This window comes from Dyella acidisoli, from assembly GCF_030160295.1.
In the GTDB taxonomy this organism is placed as follows: Bacteria; Pseudomonadota; Gammaproteobacteria; order Xanthomonadales; family Rhodanobacteraceae; genus Dyella_B; species Dyella_B acidisoli.
In genome coordinates, this window is the sequence record NZ_BSOB01000018.1 from 218230 (window position 1) to 233319 (window position 15090).

The following is a 15090-nucleotide window of genomic DNA, read 5'->3' on the forward strand; positions in this document are numbered from 1 at the left end:
GTTTCCAAATACCTCCACTTTCTCGCCCAAAGCTCCCCACGTTTTGGATAGCGATATCGTCAAAGGCTACTAAGGCACTCCTGCAAGCGGCACCCAAGGCCATGAGAGCCACCGCGATGTCATATAGCTTGAGCCGCCATGTGATGCGAAAACGCTTCCCCAATGCCCAATAGGCCCACACCAAGATAACGAGCCAGGGACACAACAGAATAAGAGACAGGTAGCGCATGGGATTCAATACTTAGTAGGTCAACAGTCGACTTCATGGTGCGTCCGCTTTCAAAAGCGGACACAATCATCAGTCATTGCCCATACGTGACCTCAGTAATCACGAATGTCCAATGCAATAAAGCAACGCGCGCTATATCCCTTGTCCGTTGATGGCCAATTCAACTGGCCAAGCACGCGATCACCACCCGGCCAAGGTTCGTTATCCAGCAATGCCTCGGCTACTACCGAACCATCATCTTCGCGGCGATGGAACAGGCGAATCCAGTGCAATTGACCACTCAATGATTCGCTGCGCAGCGCATCTTGTAAGGCTGGCAGCAAGCCTTCAGGCGTAGCAACACTGTCACGACTAAACGTCAGCGGGCCGACGAATACATCCCAAGTTCGCGCGCCAAGATCCCAGCTTTGCAATTGGATGCGGCGATCATCCGTGACGTACCAGCACGCAGCCAACAGCACGTGCAAGACATTTCGTTCGAACGCGCTGAGCGCATCGCGTAGGCCGGCGACGCCAGCTCCATTGCCAGCAAAGCTTTCTTCGATGTGGCGCTCTTCGCTGATCACCACGTCCACATCCAATCGGCCCGGCGTACCTGCCCCATCTTCATGCCAACTGGCACGCACGGCAGGAAAATCGCCATCCGTAACCAGCCAATCTTCATCCACTTCGAGCTCCACGTCATGGCGCTCGAACAGATGAAGCAACTCAGTTTGTAAGGTTTCGAAATTAGCCACGGTTTTCTCTAAAAGCTGCGTTTGCTTTGGATTGGAAGCGGCCCCTAGAAGGTCACCGCCTTTTTGACTGCCACATTATTTCTTCAAGAGGAGCATGGCATGCAACATACCATCTGCCAGTCGATCTATGATCGCAGTTTGTAGCCGCTACGGAAGATCCAGGTAATAACCACAATACATAACAGAAGAAACGCCATCGTCATACTCGCACTCAATATAACGTTGACGTCGGACTGACCGTAGAAGCTCCAGCGAAATCCGCTGATGAGGTACACCACGGGATTGAACAGCGCGACCTTCTGCCAGAACGGCGGCAGCATCCCGATCGAATAAAAGGCACCGCCGAGAAACGTCAATGGCGTGATGATCATCAGCGGAATCACCTGAAGTTTCTGGAAGTCGTCGGCCCATAAACCGATGATGAAACCGAACGAACTGAAAGTGACCGCCGTTAGTAGCAAGAAGACGATCATCCATACCGGATGCAGGATGCTGTAAGGCACGAAGAAACGTGCGGTAAGAAGAATAAGCAAGCCCAGCATCATCGATTTGGTAGCTGCCGCCCCGACATAGCCCAGCACCGCCTCAAGCGGCGAAACCGGCGCGGAAAGCAATTCGTAGATAGTGCCGGACCATTTGGGAAGGTAAATACCGAACGAGGCGTTGGATATGCTCTCATTGAGCAGCGACAGCATGATCAGGCCGGGAATGATAAATGCACCATAGCTCGTTCCGCCGATATGCCCCATGCGCGAACCAATCGCGGTACCGAACACAATGAAGTACAGCGATGTCGATAGCACCGGTGAGAAGATGCTCTGCATCAGCGTGCGGAACGTGCGGGCCATCTCGAAGCGATAAATGGCGCGAATGGCAGGAATGTTCATGGCGTCCTCCGCACCAGGCTGACGAAGATGTCTTCGAGCGAGCTTTCCAAGGTGTGTAGATCTTTGAAGTCGACGCCCCGATCACCGAGCTTGCGCAACAACACCGCAATACCCGTATCGTCGCTTTTGGCATCAAACGTGTAAGTTAGCGTCGCACCATCGTCGGCAAGCTCCAAAGCGTACTCGTCCAGCCCCTCAGGTAGCGCTTGCATAGGCATTTGAAGGCTGATGATCAGTTGCTTCTTCCCAAGCTTGCGCATCAACACATGCTTCTCTTCAACCAGGATCAATTCACCGCGCGTGATGACACCCACGCGGTCGGCCATTTCCTCAGCCTCGTCGATATAGTGCGTGGTGAGAATCACGGTAACGCCGGTTTCACGCAACCCGCGCACCATGCGCCACATGTCATGCCGAAGCTCCACATCCACGCCCGCCGTGGGCTCATCCAGAAACAGGATGCTTGGTTCGTGGGCCAATGCCTTGGCGATGAGCACGCGACGTTTCATGCCTCCGGACAAGGTCATGATCTTTGAGTCTTTCTTGTCCCAGAGCGACAAATCGCGCAGCACCTTTTCGACGTGCTGGTCATTTCGGGGACGACCGAACAAACCTCGACTGAACCTGACCGATGCCCATACCGTTTCGAACGCGTCGGTCGACAGCTCCTGCGGTACCAGACCGATCTTTGCGCGCGTAATCCGATAATCCCTCACCACATCGTGGCCAGCCGCCGTTACCGTGCCGCCACTGGGCTTGACGATGCCGCAAATGATGCTGATCAGCGTGGTCTTGCCCGCACCGTTTGGACCAAGCAGAGCAAAGATCTCGCCATGCCGGATATCGAGGTCGATCGACTTCAATGCCTCGAAGCCGCCCTTGTAGGTCTTGCTGACGCCACGAATGGAAACCGCGTGCGCTGTCTGAGTGGCCTGCTTGTTCATTGCATATCGAGTCCTTGAATCAATGTCCTTCAGTTTACGCTTTGGCTCGGCCACAAGGCGTCATGCCTAAGGGCATGGACTGGCCGTGATGATTGTTTTAGATCAGAAGCAGTATTCCGTAGCTACGAACATTCAACTGCCCCAGGGGCGTTTAATGCCGCAAAGACGTCGGCCTAACGGCACTCCCTTCAGAGTCCGTGTTCGGTAAGAATGTCTGGGGATCGTAGCTATGCCGTCATAGCTGACAGATGCATGCAAACGTTTGGGGGAGTTAAGCAATGAAGACGCGTACGGTAGGAACCACCTTGCCAGTCCTGGAAGTTGGCCTGGAGCAAGGTGACAGAATCATTTCAGAGCCGGGCCGGTTTTCCTGGATGACACGTAACATCACGCTGCAGACGTCGGCACGGACGGCCGGTGCAACAGGCTTTCTCGGTGTCGTCGGACGCGCCCTTTCGGGTGGCGGACTATTCATGAATGAATACGAGACTTCGGGATCACCCGGTATGGTCGCCTTCGCGGCAAAGGTGCCTGGCTCGATCGTTGAAGTCCAAGTGAACTCCGGCCAGACCTACTTCATCCATCGCCACGGTTTTCTATGCGGTACGCAAGGCGTGGAGCTGTCGATCGGTTTTCAGCGCTCGCTCGGCGCAGGCATCTTTGGCGGCGATGGTTTCGTGCTCCAAAAGCTGGGCGGTAACGCCCGAGCCTGGGTAGAACTGGGCGGCGAGATCGTCACCTACACCCTTGCTCCCGGCGAAACACTGCAGGTGCATCCTGGGCACGTCGGCATGTTCGAAGGCACGGTCAACTTCGACATCACCATGATTCCCGGTTTGAAGAACAAACTCTTCGGCGGCGACGGCCTGTTCATTGCAAACCTCACCGGCCCAGGCCAGGTATGGCTGCAGACCCTCACCATGCCGAATCTGGCGCACGCGCTGGAGCCTTACCTTGCCCGTGAAAGCGGAACGAGTTCGCCCGTTTTGAGTGGTGATTCGGGGAATTCGATCGGTGGAGCCATTGCTGGCGGTGTGATTGGCTCAGTGCTTGGTGGGTTGTTCGGCAAAGACGACTAGCTGTCTGGCCTGATCTATGAAGAAGCTGTCTCGTGATGATGTTCAATCATCGCGTGCCGAGCTGGACGCGAGCTTCGCTCGCGTCACCCCACCCATTCCCTCCCCTGCAAGCAGGGGAGGGAATGGCATCTCGCACACCGGTACCAGCTCACCGGCATCATGCTTCTTCAGGCTCTGTCGTGTAATAGATCATCGCAACAGTCGGAAGAACAAACCCGATCCAGGATGTCAAAGGCCAGCCTCCCTGCGCGAACGACCACACACCTATCGCAGATCCCACGGCCCCGCCCATGAAAAACGTCGCAATATAGAGGCCGTTTAGGCGTCCGCGATACTCGGGGGGCAGAGTGAAAATAGCTCGCTGGCCGACTACGAAGTTCATGGAAACGCCGAAGTCCAGCACGATCGCTGACAACACCAGGATGGCCAGCCGAATGGAAGTTCCGGATGTTCCCCAATGCGTCATCAGGAAAGACGACGCGACCGCGATGATGGCGAATCCGGTCAAGGATCGGCCCCATCCTCTATCGGCAAGCCGGCCCGCGATCGGCGCTGCGATGGCACCTGCAACGCCCGCCAAGGCGAACCAAGCGATGCCCGCCTGCGTCAGATGAAATTCCGGCCCTGCCAATAGCAGCGGCACGGTCGTCCAGAACAAACTGAAAACGGCAAACAGGCAGGTGTGATAAAGCGCGCGCCTGCGCAAAAGCGGAGTCTTTAGATAGAGCCTCGCCATCGATCTGAGCACGGCGCCGTACGTCAGGCCCGCAGGTGGTTGTCGCTGCGGCAGAAGTAGCGCCAATACGGTTGCGAGAATCGCCATGCCGCCCGCAGCCAGCGTGAACACCGTTCGCCAAGATCCGAGATTCGTCAAAAAGCTGGCCACTGGGCGCGCCAACATGATACCGAGCATCAATCCGCTTACGACATTCCCGATGACATTGCCGCGAGCCGCTGGCGCGACGAGATGCGACGCATAGGGAATGACGATCTGTGATGCCACAGCACTTATGCCGATGAAAAACATCGCCGCCATGAACGTCGACGCATCATCGGACATGCCGGCAACGATCAGCGCGAGCGTGCTGGCAATCAGTGCCGAAACAATCAGGCGCCGATTTTCGATGACATCCGTGAGCGGCACCACCAAGGCCAAACTTATGCCATACCCAAGCTGCGTCATCGTCACGATCAATCCGGCCGCTTGCGACGATAGACCGAGCGCTGCGCTGATAGGTCCGACCAACGGTTGGACGTAGTAAAGGGTGGCGACAATCATCCCGCAAGCAGTCGCCAGGAGCAGCGTCGTCCAGGCCGGCAACGATGCTGGCGCTGAGTCGGTATCGAGCTGCTCTACGTATTTCGTATCCATGAGTCATTCGCCGGAGTAAATGATCGGTTGGCCAATCGTCGCGCCCCAGGCGCCTAACTCATCTTCGTTGCCAAAGTCGGATTCAGCGCGAGCTTCGAAGAAACCACTGGAACGGTAAGCATGGTGCTCACCAACGACATGAGCAGCACGGCTGTAAAGGCCTCATTCGAAATCACGCCCTTATCCAGCAGCACATTGGCGAATACGATGGTGATCAGGGATTTCGATTGCAGCAGCCAACCGATGATCGACGCCTCGCCCTCGCTCCATTTCAAGATGCGACCGGCAATGTGAATACCTACAAGCTTCCCGACCACCGCCGCTACCAGCATGAAACCGGCCACAATGAAGACCGCCGTGCCGCCGATGGACCAGGTAGTTTTGAGGCCGGTGCTGAGAAAGTAGACCGGCATCATGATCAGAAGAACGTAGTGCCTCAATAGATCCATCTTCTTTTGATCAAACCAGCGCATGTCGATCACGACACCCGCCATGAATGCACCGACCATGAAGTGCAGACCCGACCACTCGGCCATGAATGACACGCCCACCATCCAGATCAACGCGTAGAACCAACGATCCGCTTCTCCGACGGCGACCATGAGCTTCCGCAGGAATGCGGACGCCACGCCAAAGCCGATTAGAAACAGCAGTTGCGTCTTGATACGCGGCAAATCCACCATGACCACCGCCAGAACCGACCAAATCAATAAATCATCAAGGCTTGCATAACGCAGGACGCGCTGCCCCATGGGCTGCCGAAGCAGTTCCATCTTTTCCAGAAAAACGATCAGGACAGGCAGTGAAGTAATCGCACAAGACATGCCGATGGCCAGAATGAACTGCCAGTTCTCCGCGACCTGCCCGACCCATCCCGGGTGCTGCACCAAAAGCCATCCGACAACGGCGCCGAAAGACAACGGCACCCCCAATGCCAAGCCAGCGGTGACACTGCTTTCCTTTCTATGACGCCATACATTGCGCAGATCCAGTTCGACACCCGCCACAAATACGAACATCATGACGGCCCATGATGCGATGCCGTTCAAATTGTGGATGGTCACTGGCGTGAATATGGCGTGGTAATAATCCTTGAAATAGGCACCGAGCACGCCAGGCCCGACAATGATGCCGGCGACGATTTGTACAACCACCATGGGTGCAAAATATTCTGTCTTCAAATATCGCCATATCATGAAGGGCAGAATGAATATGATGAGCATGGCAATCAGGAAGGATTCCGGCTGAGTAATATTCGGTTCCATAGTCAACTCCTTTTCCCGACAAACATAATCTGTCGCGCCGGTGACGCGCGCTGATGTGACATTGAGCTTGATATAGCTTGCGACCAAGGCGCTTCTTAGTGGTCTCAACAGAATCTTGAGCCCACCCGTGCTCGTCGTTATCTTTCGTATTGCCTTGTCGTCATCCCATTGGCGAAAGCTGGGATCCATCGTCTTCTACGCATCAAAGTCACTGGATCCCAGCTTTCGCTGGGATGACGAGCAAATGCCTTAGTGCCGACATTGGCGATTCCGCAATCAGTCGACACCCGGTGTTTCATTAGAAACTTTAATAGCACCAATCAAATAAGCAGCGGACGATAACCACCGCCGAAAAAGACCAACGGTTTTCCTTCTGCATCCGTGGAAAACCCCTCGACGGCAGCGATCAGAATATCGTGATCGCCCGCCTCCATCTGTCCCCAGCTCTTGCATACGAAGTGGGCCAACGAACCTCTTATATAAGGCACACCTGATTCGGTACTTGAATAGTCATCCGGATGCATCGCATGCTCGCCCGGCTTCGCATAGCGCTGGGATATATGCGCCTGCTTGTCGGACAGGACACTTATCGTGTATCTGCCCAGCCGTGAAAAGAGTGGATAGCACATCGACTTCTTCTTGATACTCCATTGAACCAGCGATGGGCTCAGTGAGAGCGATGAAAAAGAGTTGATCGTCATGGCTATCGGGGCATTCGCTTCGCTCACCGCGGACACGACGCATATACCCGTCGTGAACCGCCCCAGGGCATTGCGATATTGCCGCTCATCAAGTTCCATGACGACGCTCTCTGGGCTCGTCGTACTCGACCATATTCAGTGGCCGCCGTGGATGCACGCTGTGCATTTCGGGGCTACCGTACTTCCTGAAGTTGAACGGCTTCATGTCCTCCCGTATGAACTTGGCGAGCGCCTCGACATCTTCGTCGCTCACCGTCTCATACTTGGAGTACTCCACGATCTTCGCGTAGATCGCCTCGAACTTCTGGACGAAGTCTTCGTCGCCCGCGCTCAACAGAAGGTGGTTGAGATCTACCGCCTTCCCGGCACCGCCCTTCTCAAGATAGGACTCGGTGCCCATGAAGCAGAAGAAGCAGTAGTTCTTGAAGATATCGAAGTGCTTGAACGACTTGTACATGCCATCCACCATCTTGGCGACGTGGAAGTATTCCTTCCGGATGGACAGCTCGTAATCAAGCAACAGCTTCTTGTCGAACTGCTTCTTGGGAAGCATGCGGTTGTGCAGAATGTCCACCAGGCGATGGACAGACATGAACGTCGCCGCCAAGCCCGTGCTGAACCATGCATCGAGTGCATACGCCGAAGCAGGCAGCATGGCCCAACGGTCGCCGGCCAGCTCCTTGTTGATGAACTGAAGGCGGTTGGTCTTGATGAATGGCATCAAGGTTTCGCGGCCTTTCAGCATGTTGGAGATCATCGGATACTGGTCGATGATTTCCCAAAATTCCGCTTCGCCTTCCTTGTCGTTCATGGGGTACAGATCGACATCGAGATTGACGCCAATACTGGTGACACCGTTATCAAACGGAATGAACCAGAGCCAGCCACCGTCAAAGCAATGATGCTGTGTCGCGCGGGAGCGCGGCACCGGTGACAGATCAGGCTGTTTGGACGGGCAATTGTTGATCACCTCGTCAAACGATCCGATATCTTTGAAATGGCTGAAGATGCAGCGGCTTTTCAGCGGCGTGCCCACCGCTTCGCCTTGCAGCTTCAGGTTCTTCTTCTTGCCGATCACCGAATTGAAACCCGTTGCATCCACGACGAAATCGCTGACCACGACATAGCTCTTGTCGTGCTTTTTGCAGGCAATGTCGACGCGATCGTCATGAAACTCGATGTCTTCGACACTGGTTTCGTCGGAGTACTCGACGCCGTATTTGACGGCGACTTCCATCAGGTGTTTGTCCGACGCTGCTCGGTTGTACTGGGCGTCCACTTCCGGCGTCTGCACGATGACTTCAGGGAAGGCGCCGAATTGGCCCGGCTGCGTTTGCCCTTTCTGGTGGACGAAGTATTGGAACATTTCCTTTGGGCCGCAAAGAAATCCATCTTCGGACGCCTTGATGGCGTCATAGGTCGCCATCTCTTCAAGTTCGGGAATGTCATAGGTGCGGCTGATGAAGCGCATCTTCCTGCTCAACGCGGGCGTGCCGGATTCACCCAACGCAAATCGCGGATGCGTGCCGCGCTCAATAAGCAGAACCTTGTAGCCAAGCCTCTTCAATACGAGCGCACAAGCGCTTCCGCCCATACCGCTGCCAATAACGGTCACGTCATATCGTTTCATCATCATGTCCTTTGGTTAACAGGTAGCCACCGGCCGTCTTCCGTCGCCGGGCGACGGAAGTTCACCTTTCCAACGTTGTAGTCGGCGTATTAAGCGACTTGCTCTTGCTGATCGACCCGATCAACCGAGGCGTGCCGTCCCTTCATTTCCGCCCTGCGCTTGAGGATGCCCCTCACGATGCCGTCATAGACGCCAGCACGTGCAGCCAGCATGCGCATCGCAGCGATATAGACCTTCTTGAAGTCCTCGCGCGTCTTGATGTACGGAAGTCCCGCAGCAAACCAGCCGTCGCCGTGCGCTTCATCGCATTCGCAATGAACCACGAAGTACTTCAGCATCGGCTCCGTCAGTCCACGACGGCGGAAGTGCGCCAGCATGCGGCGCTGCTGAGCGGGAATTGAAAGTTCGAGCGCGCCCATGCCACCCAGACCGTACTGCAGGCCGTCTGCAAACCAGCACAGGGCCATCTTGGTATTGAGCAGGTGGAAGGTTTCGGGATTCCAATCTTCTTCGCGGGCACCACCGAAATAGTCCATCAGCGGTTCGTAGAGATTGGGATGCGCCTGTTCGAAGTCGCCCTGGCCGAATTCGTCATACAGATTTTCGTACAGCTCTTCACGCATCTGGAACGGCACAAAGAGGCTGTAAGCGGCCACATGAAGATGGAATCGCTGCATGTTGACGCGATAATTCGACAGGAAATACCTGATTTCCTCGCTGCTCAAATCATCGTTGTCAAAGTATTTGAATAATTCATGGTTGTTGACCGGATGCTCATGGATCTTCGTCTTGAGCCAGGTGATGAACTCGGCCGGATCAGTGATTTGCACCGGGATTTCCGCCTTGGACAGCAATTCGTTTTCGACGCCCTCGACGATCGACCGGATCTTCCATTCCAGCTCGCCCCGCTTTGTTCCCAGCGCGAAGCCCTCAGACATGAGCTTTACGTTCAGATGGAAGAGCGTCTCCTGAAGCGCGCCCCACAATGCGGACTTCTTGTTGGAGATCGCCTCCCTGACGATGATGTCGAAATCACCGATGTGGCCAAGGGACTTGATCACATCGACCTTTGATTGAGGTTTGCTAGTCAGCTGATTCATATATAGTCCATTTTGTTGAAATTAAGGGGAATAGCGTCAAACCAATTTCAAAACGCGTGCATCTTCGGCCGATAGCCGCTTCATAACCTCGTCCTTCAGCATGCCTTTGATGACTTTTCCCGTAGCGGTTTTGGGAATGGCCGCCTCCAGGAAGTAACCAGGCACCTTGAAGTCCGGAAGATTTTTCTTGCAATGATCAAAGATGATTTTTTCGTCGACGTCGCCGTGGACGGATTTTTCATAAAACAGCGCGATAACCGGCTTTTGCCCTTTGCCGTCGACGCCAACGACAGCCACATCCTTAATGCCCGGTAATTGACTTGCGACATGTTCGATTTCCATGGATGAAATGTTTTCCCATCCATAGGTGGTTTCGACGTAAATAAGATCTTTCAGTCGATCCTTGATTTCGAGGTATCCATCCGGATGCACGACGGCCATATCACCGCTGTGAAACCATCCGTCCCTGAATACGGCGTCTGTCGCGGCAGGATTGTCAAAGTAGCCCTGCGCCACCGTATTGCCTGACATGAGCACCTCACCCAAGGACACACCGTCCCAGGGCACGTCATTCATGTCTTTATCCACTACCCTGAGCCCAACACCCGCATGGATGCCTGCAATACCTTGCCGCAATCGCAGCTTCACTTGGCTCTCGGTCGACAATTCGCTCCAATTCCCCTTGGCTTCGCAGACGACAAAGGGCCCGCAAGTCTCGTTCAAACCGTATTGATGGATCATGTTGACGCCCCGCCGTTTCATCGATTCGGTCAAATCAGGCGTCGGCGCCGCCCCGCCTGTCATGACGGTTAGCCCATCGAGGATGGACTCGTCGAATATCTCGTCCATCAGGTGCCGCAGAAGTCTCGGCGCACCGGCCATATGCGTGACTCCATGTGAAGTGATGCTCTGCTTCAGCGATTTCGCATTCAGCTGGACGATATGCTCGTCCACCACCTGCCGTGCACCCACGGCGGTCGCCGCCCACATGTGCCCCCAGCCATTAACGTGGAACATCGGCAACGACCAGTAGTAGACCGATGACAATGAGAGATTCATCATCATCACCTGGCCCAAGGCGTGCAGATAAGCGGCACGATGGCTGTAGACGACTCCTTTCGGATCACCGGTGGTGCCGGAGGTGAAGTTGATGGCGATGGGATCGTTTTCCGATCGAATGAACCGGTCCAGCGGAATATTCGAATCGAATTTATGTTGATCCACCTCAAATCGGTAATACCGGTTCTCGATGTGGCCTGATTCAATCGGCTCATCGATGGCCATCACGATATGGCTCGACAACTCCATGAATAAGTCACGATGCTGCTGAAGCAACGCGTTGCTCGCCAGAATGACTCTGGCGCCGCTGTATAGAATTTGATTCTTGATCGCTTGCGATGGAATCCACGGATTGAAGGAGACGATCACACCGCCGACAGCGGGAATCGCGTAGTGAGCGGCTATCGACTGCGCGGAGTTGAGCGCCAGTAGCCCTACCCTATCGCCATAACCCACGCCCAAGTGCCGCAGCATCGTCGTCATGCGGCGAGTACGGCGAAGCAGTCCTCCGAAGTCCATCTGTCCGCTGGAGGATACGACCGCTACCTGATCCGAAAGGTATCGGCCGCATCGTTCCAAAAATGTCACTGGACTCAAGTTGGTGTAGCAGTGCGAATTCTTCACATCGTTCCCTCAATGCAAGGTGGATGAACAAGCATCATCCTGTTCGTTACTACTCGACGCTTTGAACACTCAGCACGCGGCGTCACGCCTCTTTCAGAGCAAGCCCGAGCGACCTGCTCTATTAGGTACGCCTGTGATGATTCGTTACTTGACCAAACTTCCTTCGATCGCCTTGACGCCAGCGGCAGCGCACGCCTCGTCTTTATCTCCACCAGGTGCGCCACCGACACCGAGTGCCGCAACAATGCGTCCGTTGTCTTTGATGGCCACTGCACCAGGCAGCAACGCAATATTCGGAATGGTCAGGAAGGATGCTTCGCTCGGCTTTCCATTGAAGGCCGCTGCCGCTTCCGAACTGGTGTTGAATTTGAATACCGGGCCCAGCGTGACCACCGTGTACGCTTTGCGGAACGCCGTATCTTTGGTGTGAACGGTGCTCATGTCCCCTCTCAGGAAGACACGCAATTCGCCGCTGGCATCCACGACGGCCGCGCCTACGTGATAACCCTTTGCCTCACAGGATTTCACCGCCTCTTGCGCAGCTTGCAATGCGGTATTCATGGAGAGCGTGTAGTCCTGGGAATAAGCGCTGCCGCATACCAGCAGCACAGCGGCCATCAACAGCGTGACGCGCGTCATACCTACCTCCGCAAATGGTTATCTATAGACGTGCCGATCAGTGATGCGAATCCGTTCAAATCAAAAAACACGAGCTTTTATGTCGCGCCGTTCACTCAGAACGGATCTGTATTAGCGTCGACAGATTCCAGGAATTTGATCAGCACCATCTTGGCGTGCTCATCGACTATCGGATCCATTTGGCCAGACAGCCCCGCGTCGCGATGGTTGGTATCCGACACAACACACCCCAACGTCTCGCACGCTCCGTTGTGGTAGTACGGCTGGAGGTTATATGTGCCGAGAATGGACGAAATGCTGTAGCCCGAGCCCTTACCGTCACCGTTGAAGTCGTACCCAAGCGCTTTCAACCCCGCGCTGTCGATCTCGATTCCTCCGATGGCGGGATATCCATCGATGGCATTGCCGGAACCGACCGCGTTCAAGCTATAGGAATTGATGTTCTTCAAGTACTGGAACATGAACTGGGATTGGTTGGCCCCGGTCGAAGCCGCTTCCGTTTCGATATCGCTAGCCGGTGGCGGCGACATGAAATTCTTGGTGCTTGCACTCCACTTGCCAGAAGAATGGCAGTTGCTGCACCCGGCGCGCTGATACATCTGCCGACCTTGTGCGATATCTGTATCGTCGACGCCGCCTGAGGGATCACCGCCTCGCGCCGCCAATTCCTGCTTGGTCATCGCTCGGTTGGGAGTGCGAATACCGTAGTGTTGCCACTCCCTCATCGCATCCAATGCCGGCACTTCCACTGTGCTATCAGCCAGCATAACGGTTGGCTGTGGCCTGCCTGCGTTCGGTACGCTGAAAGGCGTCATGACACAGGGTGCTTCCGCGAAATCGTGCCACTGCCCGATCACCAGACCATGCTCCGGATCGATCGTGCTCTGTGTAATGGTTGGATATCCCGGAGTAACTACGCATGGGAGTGGCGCCGGCAACGGTCCTGGGCCCGAAACGTTTCGCGTATTGAAGTCAGCGTCCTGCAATTCATCGAAGATGGCTGATGCATCAATGATGCGCTGATCCAGCATGTTTCTCGGATTGAAGGTTCCATTGATGGCCAAGGTCTTCCGCGGCCCGGTATTGAACTGCCAGATCACGCCATCCGTGAGCCCGCGCGGATGGCAGCTGGCGCAGCTCTGACGTCCCTTTTCGGACATGCGATCGCGACTCGAGCCAATGCCTGACGGGTTTACGAAATTGCCTCGCGACGAGAAGAACAATTCTGCGCCGACCAGCACCTTCTCGGCTTCGGATCCTGGCGTCGGCAAGTCCGCCGTGGGAATGACTTTGACGACTTTGTCTGTATCGAGATCGACGACAGATACGTTGCGCGACACGTAGTTCAGCACGTAAGCCGTATTTCCGATGGCGTTGATGACCAGGCCGATCGGATTCTTGCCGGCGTTGGCGCCACTGGTCGCGGGAGAATCCGGGTTATCGAGGTCGATGTAGCGTGTCGTTGTGTCATTGACCGTGAAGGCCAGCCCGCCGTTACTTTGAACCTGCAGCTTCACCAGGATGTCGCTACCGCCCGAGGCGACATAGGCATAACCGCCATCGTCTCGCGTGGTAAAAGCGATCGCATCCGGGTTGGCGAAATATAGCTCCTGCTTGCCTTGCTCAGGAACCCGTCCACCGAGATGGAGATTGATCTCACCTCCATCGGAAGGATTGCCTTCGACATTACCGACAGCGTTGACGAATGCCTGTGTATCCGTTTGATAGTAGAGAGGTCCGGAGGGCGACGCGGCAACATTCGGCAGATAGGCCGCATTGCCATGCACAACGATGCTCTGAAGCTGATTGGGAAACGCATAAGTGACGTTTCCTTTCTGATCTAGAAAGCCACTGTTTTGTGGCGCCATTCGCACAACCACCGGGTTGCTGAGCCTAGCCCCTGACGTGCTCAGCGTGTCGACGCTAAGCCGACAGACCACACCCTCTTTCCCCATGTCGTTCCGCTGCACACCGCCCTGCGATGTGAACGACAGATAGCGGGTAACGAGCAAGTACCGACTGTCTTCGGTTACCGCCAATGCACCTGGCTGAAAGTGCCGCTCGTGGTCCGGGTTATTGCATGCGCTGCTGCGAAGATCGAACGTGCCAAGAATGGCGTTGCTCTTCGCATCGATCCAAGTAATGGTGTCCTGGCTGCTATTTGCGACGAACACTCTTCTTCCATCCGGCGAAACAACCACGCTTCGCGGCTCCGCGCCTGTCGTCAGCACGCTCTGCGGGTCCAACGAAGCGGCAAAGCGGTTGGGATCCTGGCTGGTCACTTTGATGACAGACAACGTGCCATCGGCAGCATTGGCCACGTACGCATACCGCCCATCCGGCGAGAGCGCGACGCTTTGTGGTTCCTTGCCAACGGCGATCTTTGCAACAACGCTTTGCGTATCGGTGCGAATGACCGTGACGTTGTTCAAATCCGGGTTTACCGTCCAAAGAAACTGGTTATCCGCGCTGAGTGCTATCGGGCTCGAATAACTCGATCTCGGACCGTCTTCCGTGGGTCGCACATGTCTAGAAGAGTCGCGTGCTTGCGCATATACGACTGGAGGAAGAAAAAAAGCCAGGCATGCCGCGACCCGTAGGATCGCCCAGCATCGTTGCCTCGCCTTGAGAACAAGACCGCCACACACAGGAAACATATTGTCTAGCTCCATGCGCCAATGGTTTTAATAATCCGTATATCGTTCTGACACTTATGATTCCGCCAGGCGTCGAGCAGCCTTTCGCCTGGCCATACCGCCACTGCGACATTCGACCGTTACATGGTCGAAACAGCTCTTCAGCTTCATGCGAAGCCGACTTCATA

At 55.2% G+C, this 15090-nt stretch carries 12 protein-coding genes; 1 reads left to right on the plus strand and 11 read right to left on the minus strand.

Features of this window, described 5'->3' with window-relative positions; translation table 11 throughout:
• Positions 1 to 321 precede the first annotated feature (321 nt).
• The 3 genes from QQJ86_RS12160 to QQJ86_RS12170 all read right to left on the minus strand — a co-directional run bounded on the left by QQJ86_RS12160 (position 322) and on the right by QQJ86_RS12170 (position 2797).
• Complete coding sequence (locus QQJ86_RS12160) at positions 322 to 966, minus strand: DUF6348 family protein (protein WP_284321213.1); 645 nt, start codon at positions 964 to 966, stop codon at positions 322 to 324.
• A gap of 125 nt (positions 967 to 1091) precedes the next feature.
• Positions 1092 to 1853, minus strand: a complete 762-nt coding sequence (locus tag QQJ86_RS12165) for an ABC transporter permease (protein ID WP_284321214.1) — start codon at positions 1851 to 1853, stop codon at positions 1092 to 1094.
• On the minus strand, positions 1850 to 2797 hold the full coding sequence (locus QQJ86_RS12170) for an ABC transporter ATP-binding protein (protein WP_284321215.1): 948 nt from the start codon (positions 2795 to 2797) through the stop codon (positions 1850 to 1852). The genes QQJ86_RS12165 and QQJ86_RS12170 overlap by 4 nt, the downstream gene beginning before the upstream one ends.
• A 278-nt stretch (positions 2798 to 3075) precedes the next feature.
• Here QQJ86_RS12170 and QQJ86_RS12175 point away from each other — a divergent pair, with 278 nt between their 5' ends.
• Positions 3076 to 3876 (plus strand): AIM24 family protein, encoded by an 801-nt coding sequence (locus tag QQJ86_RS12175; RefSeq protein WP_284321216.1) that lies wholly within the window; start codon positions 3076 to 3078, stop codon positions 3874 to 3876.
• A gap of 157 nt (positions 3877 to 4033) precedes the next feature.
• Here the strand turns inward: QQJ86_RS12175 and QQJ86_RS12180 are convergent, their stop codons facing one another.
• From QQJ86_RS12180 to QQJ86_RS12215, 8 genes are all read right to left on the minus strand, one after another.
• On the minus strand, positions 4034 to 5248 hold the full coding sequence (locus QQJ86_RS12180; protein ID WP_284321217.1) for an MFS transporter: 1215 nt from the start codon (positions 5246 to 5248) through the stop codon (positions 4034 to 4036).
• A gap of 53 nt (positions 5249 to 5301) precedes the next feature.
• Complete coding sequence (locus QQJ86_RS12185) at positions 5302 to 6513, minus strand: cation:proton antiporter (RefSeq protein ID WP_284321218.1); 1212 nt, start codon at positions 6511 to 6513, stop codon at positions 5302 to 5304.
• A 320-nt stretch (positions 6514 to 6833) separates the two neighbouring features.
• Positions 6834 to 7313: a flavin reductase family protein gene (locus QQJ86_RS12190; RefSeq protein ID WP_284321219.1), complete on the minus strand. Its 480-nt coding sequence runs from the start codon at positions 7311 to 7313 to the stop codon at positions 6834 to 6836.
• A complete protein-coding gene (locus QQJ86_RS12195; protein ID WP_284321220.1) occupies positions 7303 to 8850 on the minus strand; it encodes an NAD(P)/FAD-dependent oxidoreductase in 1548 nt (515 codons plus the stop codon). The genes QQJ86_RS12190 and QQJ86_RS12195 overlap by 11 nt, the downstream gene beginning before the upstream one ends.
• A gap of 83 nt (positions 8851 to 8933) precedes the next feature.
• Complete coding sequence (locus QQJ86_RS12200; RefSeq protein WP_284321221.1) at positions 8934 to 9944, minus strand: iron-containing redox enzyme family protein; 1011 nt, start codon at positions 9942 to 9944, stop codon at positions 8934 to 8936.
• A gap of 36 nt (positions 9945 to 9980) precedes the next feature.
• Complete coding sequence (locus tag QQJ86_RS12205) at positions 9981 to 11627, minus strand: AMP-binding protein (protein WP_345782817.1); 1647 nt, start codon at positions 11625 to 11627, stop codon at positions 9981 to 9983.
• A 144-nt stretch (positions 11628 to 11771) separates the two neighbouring features.
• Entirely contained in the window at positions 11772 to 12266 is a 495-nt protein-coding gene (locus QQJ86_RS12210; RefSeq protein ID WP_284321222.1) for a GlcG/HbpS family heme-binding protein, read from the minus strand.
• Between the two features lie 95 nt (positions 12267 to 12361).
• Positions 12362 to 14698: a beta-propeller fold lactonase family protein gene (locus tag QQJ86_RS12215; RefSeq protein WP_284321223.1), complete on the minus strand. Its 2337-nt coding sequence runs from the start codon at positions 14696 to 14698 to the stop codon at positions 12362 to 12364.
• Positions 14699 to 15090 lie beyond the last annotated feature (392 nt).

Coding starts and splice junctions, on each gene's coding strand:
- QQJ86_RS12165 (WP_284321214.1), bottom strand. CDS start 1,853: ATGAACATTCCTGCCATTCGCGCCATTTATCGCTTCGAGATGGCCCGC.
- QQJ86_RS12170 (WP_284321215.1), bottom strand. CDS start 2,797: ATGAACAAGCAGGCCACTCAGACAGCGCACGCGGTTTCCATTCGTGGC.
- QQJ86_RS12175 (WP_284321216.1), top strand. CDS start 3,076: ATGAAGACGCGTACGGTAGGAACCACCTTGCCAGTCCTGGAAGTTGGC.
- QQJ86_RS12180 (WP_284321217.1), bottom strand. CDS start 5,248: ATGGATACGAAATACGTAGAGCAGCTCGATACCGACTCAGCGCCAGCA.
- QQJ86_RS12185 (WP_284321218.1), bottom strand. CDS start 6,513: ATGGAACCGAATATTACTCAGCCGGAATCCTTCCTGATTGCCATGCTC.
- QQJ86_RS12190 (WP_284321219.1), bottom strand. CDS start 7,313: ATGGAACTTGATGAGCGGCAATATCGCAATGCCCTGGGGCGGTTCACG.
- QQJ86_RS12195 (WP_284321220.1), bottom strand. CDS start 8,850: ATGATGATGAAACGATATGACGTGACCGTTATTGGCAGCGGTATGGGC.
- QQJ86_RS12200 (WP_284321221.1), bottom strand. CDS start 9,944: ATGAATCAGCTGACTAGCAAACCTCAATCAAAGGTCGATGTGATCAAG.
- QQJ86_RS12210 (WP_284321222.1), bottom strand. CDS start 12,266: ATGACGCGCGTCACGCTGTTGATGGCCGCTGTGCTGCTGGTATGCGGC.